Here is a 20044-nt window from a genome sequence, read left to right as displayed (position 1 = left end):
CCCCGCCGCCCCGGTCGACGCCCGCGTCCGTGACCTGCTCTCCCGTATGACCCTGCGCGAGAAGGCCGGCCAGCTCAACCAGCGGATGTACGGCTGGGACGCCTACCGCCGCACCGCCGACGGCGGCTTCGAACTCACCGACGCCCTGTACGCCGAGACCGAGCGCTTCGCCGGACTCGGCGCGCTGTACGGGCTGCTGCGCGCCGACGCCTGGTCCGGGGTCGACCACACCACCGGGTCCGGTGCGCCGGACGGCGCCGAACTGGCCCACCTCGTCCAGCGCCACGTCGTCGAGCGCAGCCGGCTCGGCATCCCGGCCCTGTTCGTCGAGGAGGTGCCGCACGGGCACATGGCCCTCGACGGCACGGTCCTGCCCGTCAACCTGGCCGTCGGCGCCGGCTGGGACCCCGGACTGTACGAACGGGCCGCCGCGCACGCCGCCGCCGAACTGCGCGCCCGTGGCGGGCACGTCGCCCTGGTCTCGGCGCTCGACATCGCCCGTGACCCCCGCTGGGGGCGCACCGAGGAGTGCTTCGGTGAGGATCCGTATCTCGCCGCACGGCTGACGGAGGCGCTGGTGCGCGGCATGCAGGGCGCGCCCGCGCCGTACTTCCCCGTCGACAAGGCGCCCGTCGTCCTGAAGCACTTCGCCGGACAAGGGGCCACCGTCGGCGGCCGCAACTCCGCCGAGTCCGAGCTCGGGCTCCGGGAACTGCACGACATCCACCTCCCCGCCGCTCGCGCCGGGGTCCGGGCCGGAGCCGCCGCCGTCATGGCTGCCTACAACGAGGTCGACGGCCTGCCCTGCTCCGGCAACCGCGCCCTGCTCCGCGAACTGCTCCGGGACCGCTGGGGTTTCCAGGGTCTCGTCATGGCCGACGGGCTCGCCGTCGACCGGCTGGCCCGGATCACCGGGGACAAGGTCTCCGCGGGAGCCCTCGCGCTCGACTCCGGGGTGGATCTGAGCCTGTGGGACGAGGGGTACACGCATCTGGAGGCGGCGGTCGAGCGGGGCCTGGTGAGCGAGGCCGCTCTCGACGAGGCCGTGGCGCGGGTCCTGCGGCTGAAATTCCGCCTGGGGCTGTTCGAACAGCCCTACCGCACCTGCCCGTTGCCGCCCCCGGTCGTCGGACGCGACCTGAGCACCGCCGTCGCCCGCGCCGCCGTCACCCTCCTGCGCAACGACCAAGACCTGCTGCCCCTGTCCCCGACGGCCGTCTCCCGCATCGCCGTCCTGGGCCCGCACGCCGACACCGTCGCCCACCAACTGGGCGACTACACCGCCCCGCAACGGCCCGGCACCGGCACCAGTGTCCTCGACGGGCTGCGGAAGCTCGCCCCGGCCGGCGTCGACGTACGCCACGCCCGGGGGTGCGCCCTCACCGGCGGCGACCTGTCCGGCATCCCCGAGGCGATCGACCGGGCCGCCGCGTGCGACGTCGCCGTGCTGGTGCTGGGCGGCAGCAGCAGGCGATCCACCGGGACCGAGTTCGACGCCAACGGGGCCGCGCGCACCGCCGTGTCCGAGATGACCTGCGGCGAGGGCGTCGATCTGGCCGGACTGCGGCTGGGCGAGGCACAGTACGCGCTCCTGGACGCCGTCGTCGCGACGGGGACGCCGACCGTGGTCGTGCTGATCCAGGGCCGCCCGCACGTCGTACCGGACACGGCGGCCGCGCTGCTCACCGCCTGGTACCCCGGCCCGTGGGGCGGCGAGGCGATCGCCGAGGTGCTGCTCGGGCTCGCCGAACCGGCCGGCCGCCTGCCGGTCTCCGTGCCCCGCTCCGCGGCCCAGCTCCCCGTCTACTACAACCACAAGGACACCGAGTACGGCGGCTACGTGGACGACAGCGCCGAGCCGCTGCACTCCTTCGGGCACGGACTGTCGTACACGAGCTTCGCGTACGGCCCGCCGCGGCTGTCCGGGCACGGTGTCGAGGCCGACGTCACCAACACGGGCCGGCGCCACGGCCGTTCCGTCGCCCAGCTCTATCTGCGCCGGCTGCGGACCCGCGTCTGGCCGCGCACGCTGGAGCTGTGCGGCTTCCAGGCTGTCGACCTGGCGCCGGGCGAGACCCGCACGGTCACGTTCCCGCTCGGCGCCGATCTCGCCGCCGCCGTTCCGCCCGGCACGGTGGTCGAGTTCCGCGTCGCCGCGTCCGCGCGGGCCGCCCTGACCGCCGTACCGACTCAGAGCTTCACGGCCCCCGAGGAAACGCCCTTGTAGAACCACCGCTGGGTGATGACGAACAGCACCAGCACGGGGATCACGGAGATCACCGAGCCCGCCATCACCATCCGCTGGTCGTAGCCGAAGGACGAGGTCTGGAGCCGTGCCAGGCCCAGCGTCAGCGTGAAGTGGTCCTCGGTGCGCAGCACGATCAGCGGCCACAGGAAGTCGTCCCAGGCGCTGATGAAGGTGTTGATGGTGACGACGAGGATCGCGCCGTAGGCGGACGGCAGATACAGGTACCGGAAGCGTTTCCACTCGCCCGCCCCGTCCAGCATCGCCGCGTCCTCGATCTCGCGTGGCACGGCGAGGAACGCGGCCCGCATGATGAGGACGTTGATCGCGGCGATGAACCCGGGCAGCCAGACCCCGGCCAGGTTGTCGACCAGGCCCATGTCACGGATGCTGAGGAACAGCGACACCATGATCGACTCGAAGGGGAACATCATGGACGCCAGCAGCACGATCCAGACCAGCTTGCGGCCCTTCCAGCCGGGCTTGGACAGCATGTAGCCGGCCATGGTGGAGAAGACGAGCTGGCTGGTGATGGACAGCAGGGCGACGACCACGCTGTTGCGGATGTACGTCCACACCGGCACCTGGTCGAAGACCTCGCGGTACGCCCGCAGCGACGGGTGACGGGGGATCAGGGAGGCGCCCGCACCGAAGACGTCCTCGCCCGCGCCCTTCAGGGACGACAGCAGCTGCCACAGCAGCGGGCCGACGGTGATGAAGAGGACGAACACCAACAGCAGATAGCGGAGGACCAGTTCGCGCGGGCGGCCGTAGTCCCGCCAGCGGGGCATCAGGCGGCGGCGCTTGTCGACGGCGGTCGTCATGCCTCGTCCTCCTTCGTCAGGCGCTGGGCGAGCAGCGTGAGGCCAAGGGTGAGTGCGAACAGGGCGACACTGACCGCCGCGCCGTAGCCGGCGTTGCCCGTGAGCGGGTCGAGGCCGACGTCGCGGATGTAGAAGGGCAGCGTGCGGTCGGCGCCGCCGGGGCCGCCGGTGGCACCACCGAGCATGTAGATCTCGGTGAAGACCCGCAGGGAGCCGATGCCGGTCAGGGTGCCGACCAGCATCATCGACTGGCGGACCCCGGGCACGGTGATGTGCCAGAAGCGGCGCGCGGCGCCCGCCCCGTCCACGGCCGCCGCCTCGTGCAGTTCCCTGGGGACGTTACCGAGGGCGGCCAGGTAGAAGATCATGTACCAGCCGAGGCCCTTCCACAGCGTCAGGCCCATCGCCGACAGCAGGATCAGCCACGAGTCGGACAGGAACGGGATGGCCTCGCGGATGATGTGGGCCTTCTGCAGCCAGGTGTTGACCAGTCCCTGGTCGCTCAGCAGCCACTGCCAGCTCAGGCCGACGACGACGCTGGAGGCGAGGACCGGTGTGTAGAACGCCGAGCGGAAGAAGCCGATGCCCGGCAGGTTCTTCTCCACGAGGATCGCGAGCAGCAGCGGCAGCAGCACCATCAGCGGGACGACGAACAGCGCGTACAGCAGGCTGTTGCGGGTGGCCACCCAGAAGTCCGGATCGCCCAGCATCCGGCGGTAGTTCTCCAGGCCGACGACGTCGTACGCGCCGCCGAGCGGCTTGGCGTCGGTGAAGGAGACGACGACCGTGTTGAGGAACGGGAAGACCCCGAACACGGTCGCGCCGATGATCGCCGGGGTCATCCACAGCCAGGGCAGCCACCAGCGGCGGTAGAGCGCCGCGCCCCCCGCGTCGGCGCTCGGGCCGGGCAGGACGGAGCGGAGGGCGCGGCGCAGAGGCCCCGGCGTACTGGGCGAGGGGGAAGCGCCGGGGCGCCCGGCGCCCGCACCCGGGGGAGCGGGGACGGGCGCCGGGTGGACGGTCGGTCGGGTCATCCTCAACTGCCCTGCTCGATCAGCTGGTTCGCCTTGGACTGCGCCTCCTTCAGAGCGTCCTCGGCGCTCTTCTTGCCCTGCATGGCCAGCTGGATCTGGGCCGAGATGGCGTTCAGCTCGCCGGGCGTCAGCGCGATCTCGTCGGCCGTGGCGGTCTTGCGGTCACTGGCGACGATCTTGCGGGCCTCGGCGAAGGGGTCGTCGCCCTTGACCGACTGGAAGAACGGGTCGTTCAGGGAGGCCGTGGTGGACGGGAAGATGACGACGTTCGGGTCCTTGGCCCAGGCGAGCTGGTTCTCGGCGTTCGTCAGGAACCGCGCGAAGGCCAGCGCCGTCGAGGCGTTCTTGCTGGTGGACGCCACGCCGATGTACTGCGGGGCTCCGACGGTGTGGCCGAGGGCGTCCAGCATGAAGGGGGCCACGCCGGTCTTCTTGTAGACGCTCGGGTTGTTCTGCTGGATGAACCGCAGGAAGTTGGGGTTGGTGGGGCCGTAGACCAGCTTGCCCTGGCCGTAGACGTTGGCCGGGTCCTGCGTGGAGGACAGGGAGTCCCTAGGCATGCCGCCGGCCTTGTAGAGCTTCGTCATGGCCTCGACCCACTGGGCCGTCTTCGGGTCGTCGGCGAAGGTGAACTTCTTGCCGTCCGGGGAGAGGATCTTGATGTCCATCTGCTGCCAGTCGGCGGGGATGCGCAACTGCGGGTTGGCGAGGAGCGCGTAGTACTTGCCGTCGGAGGCCTTGGCTATCTTCTCCGCGTCGTCGAACAGGCCGAGGACGGTCGTCGGAGGTTTCGCCGGGTCCAGGCCCGCCTTCTCCATCAGGTCGGTGTTGAAGGTCTGCACGATGCCGCCGGAGTACCAGGGCAGCACGCTGTGTACCTTCTTGCCGTCCGCGTCGGCGTACACGCTCGACTTCCACAGCGCGGGCGCGAACGGCTTGCCCGCGTCCGGGGCCTTGTCGTCCAGGTTCAGCAGGTAGCCGTTCTTCGTCAGCGCCACCGCCGTGTTGACGTTGATGTTCACCACGTCCGGCAGCGTGCAGCCCTGCGCGTCGGCGACCAGGCGCTGGGTGAACGTGGCGTCGCCCGGATCGTCGATCCAGTTGACCGTGGTGCCGGGGTGCGCCTGCTCGAAGGCGTCGATGACGCCGTTGAAGTACTTCCCGAAGTCCTTCTTCAGGTTGGTGGTCTGGAAAGTGATCTTTCCCTTGACGTCCCCGGAGAGCTTGCCGGAACCGACGTTGCCCTTGTCGACCTTGCAGCCGCCGGCGGTGGCGTCGCCGCCGTCCGAACCGCCGCCGGCCAGACCGCAGCCGGCGGCCGTCAGCGTCAGGACGACCAGACAGGTCAGGGATCCGGTGAGTCTTCTTGCGCGCATTGCTGCCCTCCTGGGACCAGTCATGCTGGATCAAATCACCAAGTTGGACTTCGATTGATGAAAAGGTGGACCAGAATTCATCGGAGGTCAATGGTTTGCCGTGTTGCTGTTCGGTTGCGTACGGCGCTCAGTGGCGGTGTTCGTGGTCCGGCTGGGAGGGGTCGCCGGGGTGTTCGTGGCCTTCGGCGTACACGACGTCGGCCCTTGCCTGGTCGAGCCAGTCGAAGAACGCGCGACGGGCTGCGGCGTGCCACAGCTGCTGTGCGATGCCGTTGCCGACGTGCTCGTAGGGGTGGATGTCCGAGGGGTCCGGGGCGTTGTAGGGGTCGACGCCGCGGCGTAGCGCCTCGGGGGTGAGGAAGCGGTCCCGGTTGCGGTCGTAGTAGTCCCGTACGGCTGTTTCGGGGATGTGCTGTTCGCGTTCCAGGGCGGCGAGCAGGGCTCGGGCGGCGGGGGAGTGGGCCAGGGCTGCGGCGATGATGCTGCCCAGGTCGGCGACGTCGGTTTCCGGGATGGTGAGCAGGTGCATCGGCAGGACGTCGTCCGGTGGGGGCAGGCCGCGTGCTGCGCAGGCGTGGCGGGCGAGTTCGTCGGTGACGATGACCTGGGTTGCCCAGCGTCGTTGTTGGCGGTGTCGTCGTGCGTGTGCGGCGGCGTCGTGGCTCGTCGCGCAGTTCCCCGCGCCCCTGGGGGCAACGGCGCTCAGGAAGGCTTCCACGTGCTGCTTCGGGATCGACTGACCCCGGACGCGTGCCGCGTACTCCTCCGTCATGGCGTCACCTGCAGCTCGATGGCTCTCGTGTAGGCCACGCAGCCGTGCCAGGCCGCCTTCGCCATCAGCCAGTACGAACCCGGTGGGATCGCGGCGCCGTTCACCTCGATCACGGACTCGGCCTGTTCCCCGCCGGGCACGGTGAAGCCCTGGCAGCCCGGGGTGACTCCGGGCCAGGTGCCCCAGGAGGAGACGGCCCACAGGGTGCCGTTGACGGGGCCGCGGGTGGGGTTGCGCAGGGTCACGGGGACCCGGGTCCGTTCGCCCCGGCGTACGGTCACCCGGTCAACTCCCAGATCCGCCACCAGAGTCGGGCCCGTGTGCCCGTCCGGCGCGTCCAGGGCCACCACGTCCTCGTACGTCTGGCCGCCGTAGGACAGTCGCGCGGCGAGCCAGTGCCGGCCGGGGACGGGGTCCGGCGGGGGTGTCACCGTGATGTCCGTGAGGGTGAAGCCGCCGGGGCCGAGGGTGTAGGGGAGTGTGGCGGGCTCGGTGCTCCAGCCGGGCGGTGCCTCGAAGGTCACCGTCCCCGAGACGGGTGCGTCGGTGAGTTCGGAGGAGACCCGGACGGTCGCGGTGACCGGGCCGTCGGCGGTGAGGGCGGTGGGGGAGAGGTACACGGCGACCGGCATGTTGCCGCGTGGGGCGGGGCCGGAGTTGTGCAGCCAGTAGCGGGTGGCGACGGGCTGGGCCGGCTCGTGGGCGGCGATGCCCGGCCCGGCCGCGCTTTCCGGCGCGTGGGCCGGCGTGGCGAGGAGGGTGGCGACCTCGAAGCCGGTCAGGTCGGCTTCGAGGCCGCCGGTCTCGTCCGGGGCGAGCGGCGCCCCGGCCCTCTCCAGGACGTCGGCGCGGGCGCCCGCCGCCCATGCCACCGGCCCGGTGACGCGTGCCCGTACCGGGCGGCCGTCGACCTCGTGCACGCGGACGACGAGGCCCCGTCCGGGATCCACGGGTGACTGGCTGCCCCGGGCCAGCGGGGAGCCGAGCGGCTTGAGCGCGTCGAGCAGCACCTCCCCGGCGGGTTCCAGGCCGAGCAGGGTGGCCGCCCTAGGCAGGGCACCGGAGGACCGCCGCAGCCGTGCCGTCAGCGGGCGGTTGTACGCGTGCCCCGCCTGCGGCAGCCGCAGTTCGCGCCAGTCTCCGGTGCCCGCGACGACGGCGTACTCGAAGGTGTGCGACCAGCGCTGGAGCTGGAACCCCGAGCCGTCGGGGGCGGTGCGGCGCGGTGGGTCGATCCAGATCCCGGACGGCCAGCCGGTGCAGGAGCGCATCAGGGACATGTAGAGGTCGCCGGAGGAGGTGATCACGCAGCCGGGCGTGCCGCGGTTGAGGATCGCGAAGCTGCGGCCGTCCCAGGCGTCGCCGGGCGGCAGCGCCTCGCCGCCGCCGGCCGCCGTGGCCGTCACGGTGAAGTCGTCCAGGTCGGCGACGAGCGCGTCGACCGCCTTGGCGTCGTCCTCCGGCCGGGCGCCCGCCACCACCAGCAGCGGCAGGCGTTCCAGGTCGCGCAGATCGGCCCCGGGGACCCACTCCTCGCGCAGACAGGCGCGCGGGGCGACCCAGACGGCGGCCACGCCCCGTTCGGCCAGTTGGCGCTTCAGCTCCCGGCCGGCCGCGGGGTCCCAGCCGAGCGCTTCGGCGACCACGGCGTTGCGGTCGGGGCCGCCGACGGCGATCCGGACGTCCGGGAGGTTGGAGTCGACCTCCAGGTCGCCGTAGCGCGGGCCGCCCGCGATCGTCGAGGTCGCCGTGACCCCGGAGCGGACCAGGGCCGCCGCGAGCGGGGCGCCGAGGTCGCCCGCGATGTCCCAGTCGGGGTAGACGAGTTCGGCGACGCCGATCGAGCGGTGTCCGAGGAGGACACCGGAGTCGTCGTGGACGGCGACGCGGGCGGTGGAGCCGAGGCCGAACCAGGTGTTGGCCGGGTTGTCCAGCGTCCAGGGGAACTGTTCGCTGTCCACCTCGACGAAGCCGAACCCGCGCCCGATCACCGCGTCCGCCACCTCGTGCACCGGCAGCCCGCCGCGTACGTCCGAGGGCCAGCGCACCCGGATCAGCCGGTCGGCACCGTCGTACCCGTCGACGGTCGTGGTGACGTCGAGCCGGTCGACGCCCTGCCAGAGGGTGAGCCGCTGGGTGTAGCGGAAGAGGCCGAGGTCGGCGGTGACGGTGAGACGGGAACCGGCGGGGGAGTGCTCGATGCCCACCTCGGCGGTGACGTCCCGGCTGCGGGCGGCGGTCGTGCCGGTCGGGGTGAGGTGCCAGGGGCCCTCGCCGAAGCGCGGATGCCTCGGGTACTCCTCCTGGACGACGATCTCGTTGCCGATGTCACCGGCGCGCAGCAGCTCACGGCCGCCCTCGGTCAGGGCGCGCAGAGCGCTGACACCGCCGCCGCGCGCCGGGTCGACCGTCACCTCGTAGAACTCGTTGCGGATGGTGAGGCCCTCGCCGGGCGTCCAGCCGGGGACGGAGCCCTCGGTGAGCGGGAGCGCCGTGAGGCCCATGCCGGGTACGTCCGGGACGACCACATGGAGCCGGCCGTCCTCCCGGACCGCGGAGAGTCCTTGGGGTACGAGCCCCGGGTCGTCGACGGTCAGGACGTCACGGCGCTCCCACGTCGCGGAGTTGAACACGACCAGGTCGGGGCCGTCGCCCGGGGTGACCTGGTCGGCCAGGGCCTGGGTCGCGTCGGCGTGCACGCTGCGGGCGAGGTCGTGCAGCTCCCGCCAGCCGGTCATCAGGTCGATGTAGACCTGGTCCGACTCCGAGCCGGTGATGGCGTCGTGGTGGGCACCGTAGACGAGTTGCCGCCAGGCCTTGTCGAGGGCCGCGTCCGGATAGGGGCGGCCGGTGACGAGGGAGGCGAGCGTCGCCCAGGCCTCGGCGTCGGCGAGGAGGGTCTCGCCGTACCGCTGGGCCTGCTTGGTGTCGATGTAGGAGACGTCCTTCCCGGTGTAGACGGGGTTCATGTCGCGGGTCTGGGGCGATGCCCTGCGGCCCTCGGCCTCCAGCTCCGCGCGGACGGCGGCGAAGAAGTCCCGGGGGATCGCGCTGATGAAGCGGGGCCAGACGTACCGGGCGTTCCAGTCGCGGTGGATGTCCATGACCCAGCGGCACGGCGGCGCGTAGTCCCCGCCCACCGGGAGCAGCACGTTGCGGGTGAGGGCGACCTGCTTGAGCCGCTGGAAGAGCTGGTACGCGGCGGCCTCCGCCTCGGGCAGGGTGGGCGCGTTGTCGATGGCCCAGCCGGCGCCGTAGTGGTTGACCATGTACGCGGTCAGCAGCCCGCGTCCCGACGGGGCGATCCAGTCGAACTCCGCCGGGAACTGCATCCGGCCCGGATCCCTCGGCTCCTCGCCGAACACCGACAGCGTCGGCCCCCACTGGTGGAAGGGCCCGCGCGCCCACGAACTGGAGTTCACCCCGGCGTCCGCCATCAGCCCCGGGAACTGCGGGTCGTGCCCGAACGCGTCCAGCTGCCAGGCGGTTTCGGGGGACGCCCCGATGACGCCGCGCTGGAAGCCGTCGCCGTACAGGGCGTTGCGGATCGTCGCCTCGGCGCCGGTGAGGTTGGTGTTGGGCTCGTTGTAGGTGCCGCCCATGATCTCGACGCGGCCGGTGCGGATCAGCTGCCGCAGGAAGGCGCGCTCCTCCGGGAAGGCGTCCCAGTAGGGCTTGAGGTAGTCGACCTCCGCGAGCACGAAGGTGTACGCCGGGTCGCGGCGGGCCAGGTCGCAGTGGGCCCGGACCAGGCTCATGCCGGACTGGCCGCGCGAGTCGAAGGTGCGGGCGGGCAGGCCCGTGGCGACGGGGTCGTCGGCGACGTCCCAGGTCTCGGTGTAGGCGCCCTGGGTGTTCCACCAGACGGGGTCGTAGTGGAAGTGGCTGACCATGAACATGGTCCAGCCGGGCTCGGCTGCGGTGAACTCGCCGGTGCGGGTGGTGACTTGGTGGCCGTCAGCCGCGGTGACCGTGATCTCGCGGCGGTCGCCGGGCACCAGGTCCTCGCCGGTGACGGGGACCTCGGCGCGTACGGTGCCGTCCTCGCCGGCGGTGGCCTCCGCGGTTCCGGTGAGGCCCGGGCCCTCGACGGTGAGCCGCACGGTCCGGCCCGGAGTGTGGCTCAGTGCTACGGCCACCAGCTGGCGCGGCTGCTCGGTGGTCCCGGTGAAGAGCTCGGTCGACTCGACAGAGGTGACGCGCATGGGGCTCCTACGAGTGCTCTGGGGAGCCCCATCCTGCACGGCAGGAGTGATTCAAACAACCACCTTCGCGTCAACTTGGTGGTTCATCCATGCACGCTCGGCCGGGTCACCTGGCCCGCCGGGACTTCACCGCGTGCTGGGGGGTGATGTGGTCGGTCAGCGCCAGAGAGGCGCTCGCGCGCTGGTAGGTGAGCTGGGCGACCCGGACGTACAGGCAGTCGACGAGCATCAGTACGGAGTGCCGGCTGCTCATGCTCTCGGCCCGGAAGCTGGTCTCCGAGGAGGACGAGATGAGCCGGATGTCGGCGGTCCTGGACAGGGGCGAGCGCGGGTCGGTGGTCAGGGCGATCGTGGTGGCGCCGCGTTCCTTGGCCATCTCGAACGGTTCGAGGGTCTCGCGGGTCGCGCCGGAGTGGGAGATGCCGATGGCCACGTCCGCGGGGGTGAGCAGGGCCGCGGAGGTGGCGGCCGCGTGCACCTCGGTCCAGCCGCGGACCGCGCAGCCGATGCGGAACAGCCGGGTCTCCGTCTCCTGGGTCACCGCCCCGCTGCCGCCGACGCCGTACACGTCGATGCGCCGGGCGCGGGCCAGTGCCTGGGCCGCGCGCTCCAGCGCGTCGAGGTCGATCCGGTCGATGGTCTGCTGGATGGCCCGCAGGTCGGCCGTGCCGACGACCTGGACGACCCGTTCGAGGCTGTCGTCCGGGGAGATGTCCGGGCCGATCTCGGCGGTTCCCCAGTCGGACGCCTCGCCCCGGCCGCGCTCCTGGGCCAGTTCGATCAGCAGGTGCTGGTAGGAGTCGAGCCCGATGGCCCGGCAGAAACGGGTGACCGTCGCCTGGGAGGTGCCGGTGCGGCGGCCCAGCTCGGCGGCCGAGCAGTGGGTGACGGCGGCCGGATCCTCCAGGATCAGCTCGCCGACCTTCCGCAGGGACCCCGCCAGCCGGGGCAGCTCGGTGCGGATCAGGGTGGTGACGTCCGTGGGAGGCATGGGTAGAAGGTAGCAGCCACCCTTGCGGGCGCGGATTGAATACCAGGACCCGACCGATGCCCGATCGATGCCAGAGCGATGAACCGATTGATGACCGAGGAGGCGTGTGATTTATTGATTCATCAATTGGGAAGTGTAGGGTGAATCAATCCATCAGTGGGGAGTGTGACGCGTGTCCGTCGAGTCTGTGAGCGCCCAGGGGTTCGCGCGGGAGAGCCTCGCCGTCCTCCAGCACGTCATCGAATCCGCCCGGGACGACGTGGCCGCCGCCGCGGACCTGGTCGCCGAGTGCGTCCGCGCGGAGGGCGTCGTCCAGGCTTTCGGGACCGGCCACTCGCAGGCCCTCGTCCTCGAACTCGCCGGCCGCGCGGGCGGACTGGTCCCCACCAACCGGCTGAGCATCGCCGACCTCGTCCTCCACGGCGGCGAGGACCCGGCCGTCCTCGACGACCCGCTCCTCGAACGCCGGGCCGGGGTGGCCGCCCGGCTCTACGAACTGGCCGCCCCGAATCCCCAGGACCTGTTCGTCGTCATCTCCAACTCCGGCGTCAACAACGTCATCGTGGAGATGGCCCTGCACGCCAGGGAACACGGCCACCGCGTCCTGGCCCTCACCTCCCTCGCCCACACCCGGGCCGTCCCCGCCGCACACCCCAGCGGACGGAAGCTGGCCGACATCGCCGACGTCGTCCTCGACAACGCGGCCCCGCGCGGCGACTCCCTGCTCGAACTGCCCGGCGGCGGCTCGGTCTGCGCCCTGTCCACGCTCACCGGCGTGATGCTGGTCCAGATGACGGTCGCCGAGGCGGCCGGCCGCCTCCTCGCCGCCGGCGAGCGCCCCCCGGTCTACGTCTCGGCGAATGTGCCCGGCGGGTTCGAGGGCAACCTGGAACTGGAGAAGAAGTACGCGGGCCGGATCCGCCGCACGGCGAGCTGAACCGGTGTTTGTGAGGGGCCGTCCGGGCCGGAGACATGGCCCGGGCTCTGAGCTTGTTCTTTCAAGTGGCTGCCCGTCGGCCTCCTGGCCGGCGGGCAGCTCGGGCTCAGTAGAGCCAAAACCCCCATCAGTACTTGGTGCACGTCACCGTCGGGGAGCCGTACGGCCACGACAGGTACTTGGAGTAGATCCATCCCCAGTCGGTGTAGTACCGCCAGTTGCCGGCGGTGTTCTTGTACTTGCAGTCCACGTACACCCACCCGCCCGGTATTTCGTAGCCCTGACACGCGGCATACGGTCCGGTGTTCGAGATCGCGGCCCCGGTCGCATAACCGTGGATGTTGAAGTCCCCGGCTTGCGCCGGTCTCCAACAGTCGGCTGCAACGGCGGAAGGCGCGGCGACGACGGAAGGTGCAGTGGCGACGCCTCCGGCCATGAGCCCGGCGGCCGCAGCGAGCGTTGCGGCGGCGCGTCGTAATCGAGACATGCGGTGACAGACCTTCCTCTGAGAAAGACGGTGTTCGGGCGCTACTGCTGTGTGGCGTCGACCTTGCTCGCATCGGCCGGGCTGGAGCAACACTGTCCGGGTGTCCCGGACAGGCGCGGGCTGTCCGGGCCGGTCAGGGCCTCGTCCGAAGGGTGTCCCGGACAGCCGGATCGCCCGGCCCCAAGAATCGGCACCCCGCCACCCACTACGACGTGGGCAATACGGTCAGATGAGGGCCTCGATCCTCGCGGCGGCCCCGCCGGATGGCCGCTCGAAACCATCGCCGAACGTGACCGGGTCAGACCATGAGAAACAAGCTGAAGCGCCTCAGGGCCGGGCGAACTCGAACCACACGATCTTGCCGGTGCTGAGCCGGGCCGCGCCCCACCGCATGGCCAGCCGGCTGACCAGGTACAGCCCCCGGCCGTTCTCGTCCGTGGGCCGGGCGCGCCTCAGGCGTGGCAGTTCGGGCGCGTCGTCACCGATCTCGCAGCGCAGCACATCGGTGCGCAGCAGGCGGAGGGTGACGGGCCGGGAGCTGTGGCGCACGGCGTTGGTGACGAGCTCGCTGACGAGCAGTTCGACGGAGTCGCCGAGCTCCTCCAGGTTCCAGCGGGACAGGGTGCGCCGGGCCAGCCGGCGGGCCTGGCCGGGGGCCGCGTCCTCCGGGTCCAGGGACCAGTACGCCACGTCGCCGGGCACGATGCCGTCGAAGCGGGCGGCGAGCAGCGCGATGTCGTCGTCCCGGTCGCCGGGACCGACCATGTCGAGGACGTCGTCGCACAGAGTCTCCAGCGCGGGGGCCCGGCCGGGCCCGGCGCGCCGGCCGGTGGTCCCCGCCTTCTCGCGCAGCTGCTCGATGCCGGTCCACACGTCGCGCAGGCGGGACTCGACCAGACCGTCGGTGTAGAGCAGCAGCGTCGCGCCCCCCGGGGCGTCGAGCTCGACCGCCTCGAAGTCGACGCCGCCGACGCCGATGGGCGCGCCGGGCGGCATGCGCAGCACCTCGGCACGGCCGCCCGGGTGGAGCAGGACGGGCGGCGGGTGACCGGCGTTGGCGATGGTGATGCGGTGCGATACCGGGTCGTACACCGCGTAGAGGCAGGTCGCCATGTGCTCGGCGCCCAGGCGCTGGGCCTGTTCGTCGAGGTGGTGCAGGACCTCCTGCGGCGGCAGCCCGAGGCCGGCCAGGGTCTGGGCGGTGGTGCGCAGCTGGCCCATGATGGCGGCCGAGGTCATGGAGTGGCCCATGACGTCGCCGACGACCAGGGCGACCCGGCTGCCCGGCAGGGGGATGGCGTCGTACCAGTCGCCGCCTACCCGGGCCGATTCGGCGGCGGGCAGGTAACGGGCGGCGAGACGGATGCCGGGCGGGCTGGGCAGGGTCTCGGGCAGCATCGTGCGCTGGAGTTCGTCGGCTATGTGGGCCTCGCGGCCGTAGAGCACGGCCTTGTCGATGCCGAGGGCGCTGTGGGTGGCGAGCTGCGCGGCGACGAGGAGGTCGTTGAGCTCGAAGGGCCTGGACTCGGGGCGGCGCAGGAACAGGGCCGTGCCGATGACGCGGCGCCGGCCGCGCAGCGGGGCGAGGATCGCGCGCTGTCCGTCCGGAAGGGCGAACTCACCACCGGCGCCGGTCAGTTCGGCCAGCGCGCCACGGCCGGCGGAGGAGTCGGTGAACACCGGGCGCACACCCCGCAGCACCTCGGCGAGATCACTGCCCGGCCGGACCTCGCACAGGTCGCGGGCGGGCACTGACGGCTCGGGGAAGGGGACGCCGCCCGTGCCCTCCGCAGGGGCGCGGTCGAACCGGTGCAGCCGCAGGACCAGCGGGCCGGTGGGCCGCTCGTCGCCTACGGGCAGCGGATCGCGCAGGCAGACGAGGATCCCGTCGGCGAAGCTGGGCAGGACGGCCCGGCACAGCCCCGCCACGATCTCGTCCAGATCCATGGCACGGCTGATCCGCCGCGTCGCGGCGCCCACGAACCGCAGCCGGTCCGCGTCCTGTTGCATCGGTTCGGCGGCGGCGGCTCGCGAGGCCGGGGGCGGCGGGGGAGGCGCCGGGCGCGAGGCCGGCGGTGCTCCGCTCACGCCGAGCGCGGCGTGCGCCGACAGCTCGCCGAGCACCTGCCGGTCCGGCGCACGGAAGACATCCCGGTCGGGGCGGCGCAGGAACAGGGCGGCCCCCACCGTGCCGTCCGGGCCGACCAGGGGGACGAGGAGAACCCGGTCCCCGTGCGGCACACGGGAGTCGGGCCCCAGCAGCTCGCGCAGGGCCGGATCCAGATCACCGGAGTCCCTGCCCAGCGCCTCGCCGGCGTCCAGGACCTTCGCCAGGACGCCGGACGGTGCCATCGGGACGGTGACCGGCGCCGCCCCGCCCAGCACACCGCTCAGCCCGTCCTGGGACCCGGGATGCCACTGGGCGCCGGTGTCGTACGGCGGACCGCCCGCCGGGGACGAGGCCGGGCCGGAGGGCCGGGCGGGGATGGGGGAACGGCACAAGCCCGTGCCGCTCAGGCGCAGTTGGGCGTCGGAGGCCGTCGGGTCCGCGCTGCCCGGCGTGGCGTCGAGATACACGACGAGGGCGTCCGCGACGGACGGCACCGTCGCCCCGCAGAGCTCCTCCAGTACCTGCGCCGGATGTTCGGCGCGCGCGACGCGACGGACCGCGTGGGTGAGAAAGTGCTTGGGGTCGGGCCGCATCGCCCACATCCTCCGCGAGGCCCCGGGTTCTGTCCAGCCGCCCACGACAGCCGTTGCGGAAGCCGCACGCCACGGGCACCGTGCACCGGGAAACCGCTTCCGTCCGGACCATTGACGCGGCGGTGGGGCGCCCTGACACTGGCGTGACTACGTAGTCATACCCGGTCGGTTCATCCATCGTGCCGTCGTTGACTACGTAGTCCACGCCCTTTTGTCACCCCGGGAGCCCACATGACCACGTCCGGAACCGAAGGCCACCCGGCCGCCGGTGGGCGCCGTCGGCGTGGCCCCGGGATGACCGAGGTCGCACGGGCCGCCGGGGTGTCGCAGAAGACCGTCTCGCGGGTCGTCAACGGCGAACCGCACGTCAGCCCCGAGGTGCGCGACCGCGTCCTGAGGGCCGTCCGCGACCTGGACTACCGTCCCAACACCGCCGCCCGGGCCCTGCTCCTCGGCCGTTACCGCCGGATCGGCGTGGTCTCGCTGGGCAGTTCGCTCTACGGCCCCTCGACCCTGCTCATCGCCCTGGAGCGGGCGATGCAGCGCGCCGGCTACTCCGTCGCCCTGGCCAGCACCCTGGAAGGGCAGAAAGTCTCGGCCGCCGTGGACGCGCTGCTGGAACAGGGCGTGGACGGGATCGTGCTGTCCGAGCCCATCGACGACGGCACGCCGCTCCAACTGAGCGCCGAACTGCCGGTGGTCAGCCTCGGCGAGGGCGTGGAGCTGACGCCCGGCACGAGTGCCGTGGTCGGCGCCGACGGGGTCGCGGCGGCCCGGCTCGCCACCGAGCACCTGCTCTCCCTGGGCCACCGCACCGTCTGGCACCTTCCGGGCCCGCAGGACTGGTGGGCCGCCCGCGACCGCCTGCGCGGCTGGCGCGAGGCCCTCGCCGCCGCCGGCGCCCCCGAACCGCCCCTGCCGTCACCGGGCGACTGGAGCCCGGCCTCCGGCTACGCCGCCGCCCGGCAGCTCGCGGAACTCTCCGACGTCACAGCCGTGTTCGCCGCCAACGACGACATGGCCATCGGCGCCCTGCGCGCGTTCGCCGACGCGGGCCGCGCCGTCCCCGGCGACGTGAGTGTCGTCGGCTACGACGACATCCCCGCCGCCACCTACCTCTTCCCGCCGCTGACCACCGTCCGGCAGAACTTCGCCGCCGTCGCCGACCGCGCCGTCGACGTACTGATCGCCCTGATCGAGGGCCGCCCCGCCCCGGCCGAACAACCCGGCCGGGCCGTCGAGCTGACCGTACGGGCCTCCACCGGGCCGGTACGCGACCAGGGCCCCGCGCACCCCCGCCCGTAGCCGCACCACGTGAGGAGTCACGTGTGTACACGCCCATGCCCCCCAGCCCTCCGACCCGCCGCGCCCTGCTGCGCGGTGCCCTCGGCCTCGGTACGGCCGCCGCACTCTCCGCCTGCGGCGACGCCACCACCACGCCCCGCACCTCCGGCGACGTCACCCTGTCCCTGTGGACCCACGACCCGGGCTACGAGGACTTCTTCGTCAAGGGCGTCCCGGAGGCCGACCGCGCCACCGACTTCCGCTACCACCTGAAGGTGACCCGCTCCGGACCCCCGGACATCGTTACCAAGCTGCTCGCCCAGGCCGTCGCCGGACGCGGCACACCCGACCTGGTGGGCTTCGAGATCGGCAGCTTCCCGCGCATGCTGCGCGGCGACATCTCCGAACGGCTCCTGCACGACTTCACCCCCGACATCGAGGCCGTACCCGGCCTCAAGGACGACCTGCTGCCGGCCCGCACCGCCCCCTTCAGCAAGGACGGCCGCGTCTACGCCTTCGACTCGGACACCCCGATGGTCGTCTACTTCTACCGCGACGACCTCTTCGACGAGTACGACGTCCCTGCCGACGTGGGCACATGGGAGGAGTTCGCCGAGACCGGCGCCCGGGTGTACCAGGACCACCGCGCCTCGCTGTGTGTCGTCTCCACGCTGGGCAGCGACCCCGGCCAGGTCGTGCAGTCCTTCCAGATGCTCCTCTACCAGCGAGGCGGCGCGTTCTTCGACGCCGACGGGACGCTGGTCCTCGACTCGCCGGAGGCCGAGGAGGTGCTGCGGTTCCTGTGCGAGGGGCTGCGCAGCGGCTTCGTCGTCGACGTCGCCGACTACTACGGGGCCGCCATGCAGACCGCCCTGAAACAGGGCAGGGTCATCGGCCTGCCCATGGCCATCTGGTACAAGAACTACGGCCTGGTGCCCAACGTGCCCGAGCAGAAGGGCAAGTGGCGGGTGCGCGCGCTGCCCCGGTTCGCCAAGGGCGGCGGGGTGACCGCCGCGCTCGGAGGCACCGGCTTCGGCGTCGTCGAGGACAAGGTCAACACCCGCGCGGCCACCGAGTTCCTCTTCAAGACCTGGCTCACCCACGACGGCCAGGTCCGCCGCTTCACCGAGACCGGCTACCTGCCCACCCGCCGGTCCGTCTACGACGATCCGCGCCTGGGCGGCTACACGGACGACTTCTGCGGCGGGCAGCGGCTCTTCCGCCTCTACCGCGACCTGCTGCCGGACGTACCGCCGTTCCACCAGAGCCCCGACCAGTCGATCCTCTACGACGTCCTCGCCGGCAACCTGCTGCGCGCGTACCGCGGGGCTCTGTCGCCGCGGGAGGCGCTGCGGCAGACAGCGGCGGACTTCCAGGACCAGGCCGGGCGGTAATGCGGCCGCGGCGCCGCTGTGGCTCGTCGCGCAGTTCCCCGCGCCCCTGAGGGCGCTGCCGAACTCGGCGGATCAGGAGTGACCCACCATGACCACCACCGTTGCCGCCCGCAAGTCGTGGGCTCCCTACCTCTTCATCTCCCCCTTCTATCTCCTCTACGTCCTGTTCATGCTGATCCCGGTCGGCGCCTCGCTGTGGCTGAGCCTCACCGAGTGGGTGGGGCTCGGCAGCCCGCACTGGGTGGGGCTGCGCAACTACCGGCTGCTCGCCACCGACATCAGCTTCCACCGGGCCCTTGGCAACACCGCCGTGTTCGTGCTGGTCGCGGTGTGCGTCGTCGTGCCGCTGGCCCTGCTGATCGCGCAGGCCCTCAACGCCCGGGGCCTGCGCGTGCGGGACCTGTGGCGCACCGCCTACTTCGTGCCGATCGTGGTCTCGCCCATCCTCGTCGCTCTCCTCTTCGGCCTGATCTTCGACCGGCAGTTCGGGCTGGCGAACGCGGTGCTGCGCGCCCTGTTCGGCACCGGCGGCGTCGACTGGCTCGGCGATCCGAGCATGGCCAAGGTGAGCATCGCGCTGGTGATGCTGTGGCGCTGGACCGGCTACCTCACCGTCTTCTTCCTCGCCGGCCTCCAGAACGTGCCCCGGGAGCTGTACGAGGCAGCCGCCCTCGACGGGGCCGGACGGCTGCGCACCTTCGCCACCGTCACCCTGCCGGCGCTGAAGCCGGTGACGGCGTTCGTCGTCGTCACGTCCTTCATCGGCGCGGCCCAGATCTTCGAGGAGCCCTACCTGCTGACCGGCGGCGGACCGGCCGAATCCACCCTGTCCGTGACCATGTTCATCTACCGGGCGGCCTTCCAGCGCCAGCAGTTCGGCTACGCGGCCGCCGCGGCCGTCGTCCTCTTCGTCCTGGTCTTCGGCCTCAGCCGGCTCTTCAACCGTCTCCTCGGCATCGGGAGGGCCGCCTGATGACCCGCACCCGCATCCCTCTCTACGGCGCACTGGTCCTGCTGCTCCTGGGCTTCCTCGCCCCGCTGCTGTGGGCGCTGAGCGGCTCGTTCAAACCGCGCGGCGACATCTTCGGCTACCCGCCGAGGCTCGTCCCCGACCCGTTCACCCTCGACAACTACCGCACCCTGCTCACCGACCAGCCCTTCGGCCGCTGGTTCCTGATGAGCACGGTCGTCGCCGTCGTCGCCACCACCGTGTCGGTCTTCGTGTGCGCGCTCGCCGGCTACGGATTCGCCAAATTCCGCTTCGCCGGCCGACAGTTGCTGTTCAACGTCATGTTCAGCTCGCTGTCGATCCCCTTCGCGGTGATCCTCGTGCCGCTGTTCGTGATCCTCGTCAAGACCGGGCTCGGCAGCCCCTGGTTCGCGCTCATCGTGCCCTGGGTGGCGCCCGCGTTCGGGATCTTCATGATGCAGCAGTACATCGTGCAGTCCATCCCGGACTCGGTGCTGGAGGCCGCCCGGATCGACGGGGCGAGCGAGTTCGGCATCTTCCGGACCATCGTGCTGCCCCTGCTGCGGCCTGCTCTGGGCGCCCTGGCCGTCTGGCAGTTCCTCCAGAGCTACAACAGCTTCCTGTGGCCCCTGGTACTGGTCTCCGACAGCACCCAGTACACCCTGCCGCTGGGCCTGCAGACCCTGTTCGTGTCGGAGCAACGGCAGTACGACCTCGTGCTCGCCGGAGCCGTCCTCGCCGTCCTGCCCGCCGTCGCCCTCTTCGTGCTGCTGCGCAAACAGCTCCTCGAAGGCCTGTCCACGGGCGCGGTCAAGGGCTGAC

General features: G+C 71.8%; 14 protein-coding genes. 6 read left to right on the top strand and 8 right to left on the bottom strand.

What is annotated here, in order from left to right:
* Positions 1-46 precede the first annotated feature (46 nt).
* Entirely contained in the window at positions 47-2227 is a 2181-nt protein-coding gene (locus ABZ192_RS34415) for a glycoside hydrolase family 3 N-terminal domain-containing protein (protein WP_356928419.1), read from the top strand.
* On the opposite strand, the gene ABZ192_RS34410 is transcribed toward ABZ192_RS34415, so the two are convergent.
* The 6 genes from ABZ192_RS34410 to ABZ192_RS34385 all read right to left on the bottom strand — a co-directional run bounded on the left by ABZ192_RS34410 (position 2191) and on the right by ABZ192_RS34385 (position 11447).
* The gene (locus tag ABZ192_RS34410) at positions 2191-3069 is read right to left on the bottom strand and encodes a carbohydrate ABC transporter permease (protein WP_356928405.1); all 879 of its coding nucleotides are present in this window, start codon (positions 3067-3069) and stop codon (positions 2191-2193) included. The two genes, ABZ192_RS34415 and ABZ192_RS34410, sit on opposite strands and share 37 nt — an antisense overlap.
* Positions 3066-4103, bottom strand: a complete 1038-nt coding sequence (locus ABZ192_RS34405; protein ID WP_356928404.1) for a sugar ABC transporter permease — start codon at positions 4101-4103, stop codon at positions 3066-3068. The genes ABZ192_RS34410 and ABZ192_RS34405 overlap by 4 nt, the downstream gene beginning before the upstream one ends.
* Positions 4104-4105: 2 nt before the next feature.
* Positions 4106-5479 (bottom strand): extracellular solute-binding protein, encoded by a 1374-nt coding sequence (locus ABZ192_RS34400; protein WP_356928403.1) that lies wholly within the window; start codon positions 5477-5479, stop codon positions 4106-4108.
* A 127-nt stretch (positions 5480-5606) separates the two neighbouring features.
* Entirely contained in the window at positions 5607-6251 is a 645-nt protein-coding gene (locus tag ABZ192_RS34395; protein ID WP_356928402.1) for a peptidyl-prolyl cis-trans isomerase, read from the bottom strand.
* On the bottom strand, positions 6248-10456 hold the full coding sequence (locus ABZ192_RS34390) for an NEW3 domain-containing protein (protein ID WP_356928401.1): 4209 nt from the start codon (positions 10454-10456) through the stop codon (positions 6248-6250). Before ABZ192_RS34390 ends, ABZ192_RS34395 begins: the two co-directional genes overlap by 4 nt.
* Positions 10457-10562: 106 nt before the next feature.
* On the bottom strand, positions 10563-11447 hold the full coding sequence (locus tag ABZ192_RS34385; protein ID WP_356928400.1) for a MurR/RpiR family transcriptional regulator: 885 nt from the start codon (positions 11445-11447) through the stop codon (positions 10563-10565).
* A 172-nt stretch (positions 11448-11619) separates the two neighbouring features.
* On the opposite strand from ABZ192_RS34385, the gene ABZ192_RS34380 reads away from it, so the two are divergent.
* A complete protein-coding gene (locus tag ABZ192_RS34380) occupies positions 11620-12384 on the top strand; it encodes an SIS domain-containing protein (protein WP_356928399.1) in 765 nt (254 codons plus the stop codon).
* A 127-nt stretch (positions 12385-12511) separates the two neighbouring features.
* On the opposite strand, the gene ABZ192_RS34375 is transcribed toward ABZ192_RS34380, so the two are convergent.
* The gene (locus ABZ192_RS34375) at positions 12512-12634 is read right to left on the bottom strand and encodes a hypothetical protein (RefSeq protein ID WP_356928398.1); all 123 of its coding nucleotides are present in this window, start codon (positions 12632-12634) and stop codon (positions 12512-12514) included.
* A 564-nt stretch (positions 12635-13198) separates the two neighbouring features.
* Positions 13199-15253 carry an ATP-binding SpoIIE family protein phosphatase gene (locus ABZ192_RS34370; protein ID WP_356928418.1) on the bottom strand — a complete coding sequence of 685 codons (2055 nt, stop codon included), beginning with the start codon at positions 15251-15253 and terminating at the stop codon, positions 13199-13201.
* A 615-nt stretch (positions 15254-15868) separates the two neighbouring features.
* Between ABZ192_RS34370 and ABZ192_RS34365 the strand changes: the two genes are divergently transcribed.
* The 4 genes from ABZ192_RS34365 (at position 15869) to ABZ192_RS34350 (ending at position 20043) form a co-directional block, all read left to right on the top strand.
* Positions 15869-16879, top strand: coding sequence for a LacI family DNA-binding transcriptional regulator (locus ABZ192_RS34365; protein ID WP_356928417.1), 1011 nt, complete (start codon positions 15869-15871; stop codon positions 16877-16879).
* A gap of 23 nt (positions 16880-16902) precedes the next feature.
* A complete protein-coding gene (locus ABZ192_RS34360; RefSeq protein WP_356928396.1) occupies positions 16903-18252 on the top strand; it encodes an ABC transporter substrate-binding protein in 1350 nt (449 codons plus the stop codon).
* Positions 18253-18340: 88 nt separating this feature from the next.
* Positions 18341-19225, top strand: coding sequence for a sugar ABC transporter permease (locus tag ABZ192_RS34355; RefSeq protein ID WP_356928395.1), 885 nt, complete (start codon positions 18341-18343; stop codon positions 19223-19225).
* Positions 19225-20043 carry a carbohydrate ABC transporter permease gene (locus ABZ192_RS34350; protein WP_356928394.1) on the top strand — a complete coding sequence of 273 codons (819 nt, stop codon included), beginning with the start codon at positions 19225-19227 and terminating at the stop codon, positions 20041-20043. Before ABZ192_RS34355 ends, ABZ192_RS34350 begins: the two co-directional genes overlap by 1 nt.
* Position 20044 lies beyond the last annotated feature (1 nt).

Source organism: Streptomyces sp. NPDC006235 (genome assembly GCF_040613735.1).
Classification (GTDB): Bacteria; Actinomycetota; Actinomycetes; order Streptomycetales; family Streptomycetaceae; genus Streptomyces.
Note: the sequence above shows the minus strand (reverse complement) of the source record. Positions and strands in the feature narration are given on the sequence as shown.

Coding starts and splice junctions, on each gene's coding strand:
- ABZ192_RS34415 (WP_356928419.1), top strand. CDS start 47: ATGACCCTGCGCGAGAAGGCCGGCCAGCTCAACCAGCGGATGTACGGC.
- ABZ192_RS34410 (WP_356928405.1), bottom strand. CDS start 3,069: ATGACGACCGCCGTCGACAAGCGCCGCCGCCTGATGCCCCGCTGGCGG.
- ABZ192_RS34405 (WP_356928404.1), bottom strand. CDS start 4,103: ATGACCCGACCGACCGTCCACCCGGCGCCCGTCCCCGCTCCCCCGGGT.
- ABZ192_RS34400 (WP_356928403.1), bottom strand. CDS start 5,479: ATGCGCGCAAGAAGACTCACCGGATCCCTGACCTGTCTGGTCGTCCTG.
- ABZ192_RS34395 (WP_356928402.1), bottom strand. CDS start 6,251: ATGACGGAGGAGTACGCGGCACGCGTCCGGGGTCAGTCGATCCCGAAG.
- ABZ192_RS34390 (WP_356928401.1), bottom strand. CDS start 10,456: ATGCGCGTCACCTCTGTCGAGTCGACCGAGCTCTTCACCGGGACCACC.
- ABZ192_RS34385 (WP_356928400.1), bottom strand. CDS start 11,447: ATGCCTCCCACGGACGTCACCACCCTGATCCGCACCGAGCTGCCCCGG.
- ABZ192_RS34365 (WP_356928417.1), top strand. CDS start 15,869: ATGACCGAGGTCGCACGGGCCGCCGGGGTGTCGCAGAAGACCGTCTCG.
- ABZ192_RS34355 (WP_356928395.1), top strand. CDS start 18,341: ATGACCACCACCGTTGCCGCCCGCAAGTCGTGGGCTCCCTACCTCTTC.
- ABZ192_RS34350 (WP_356928394.1), top strand. CDS start 19,225: ATGACCCGCACCCGCATCCCTCTCTACGGCGCACTGGTCCTGCTGCTC.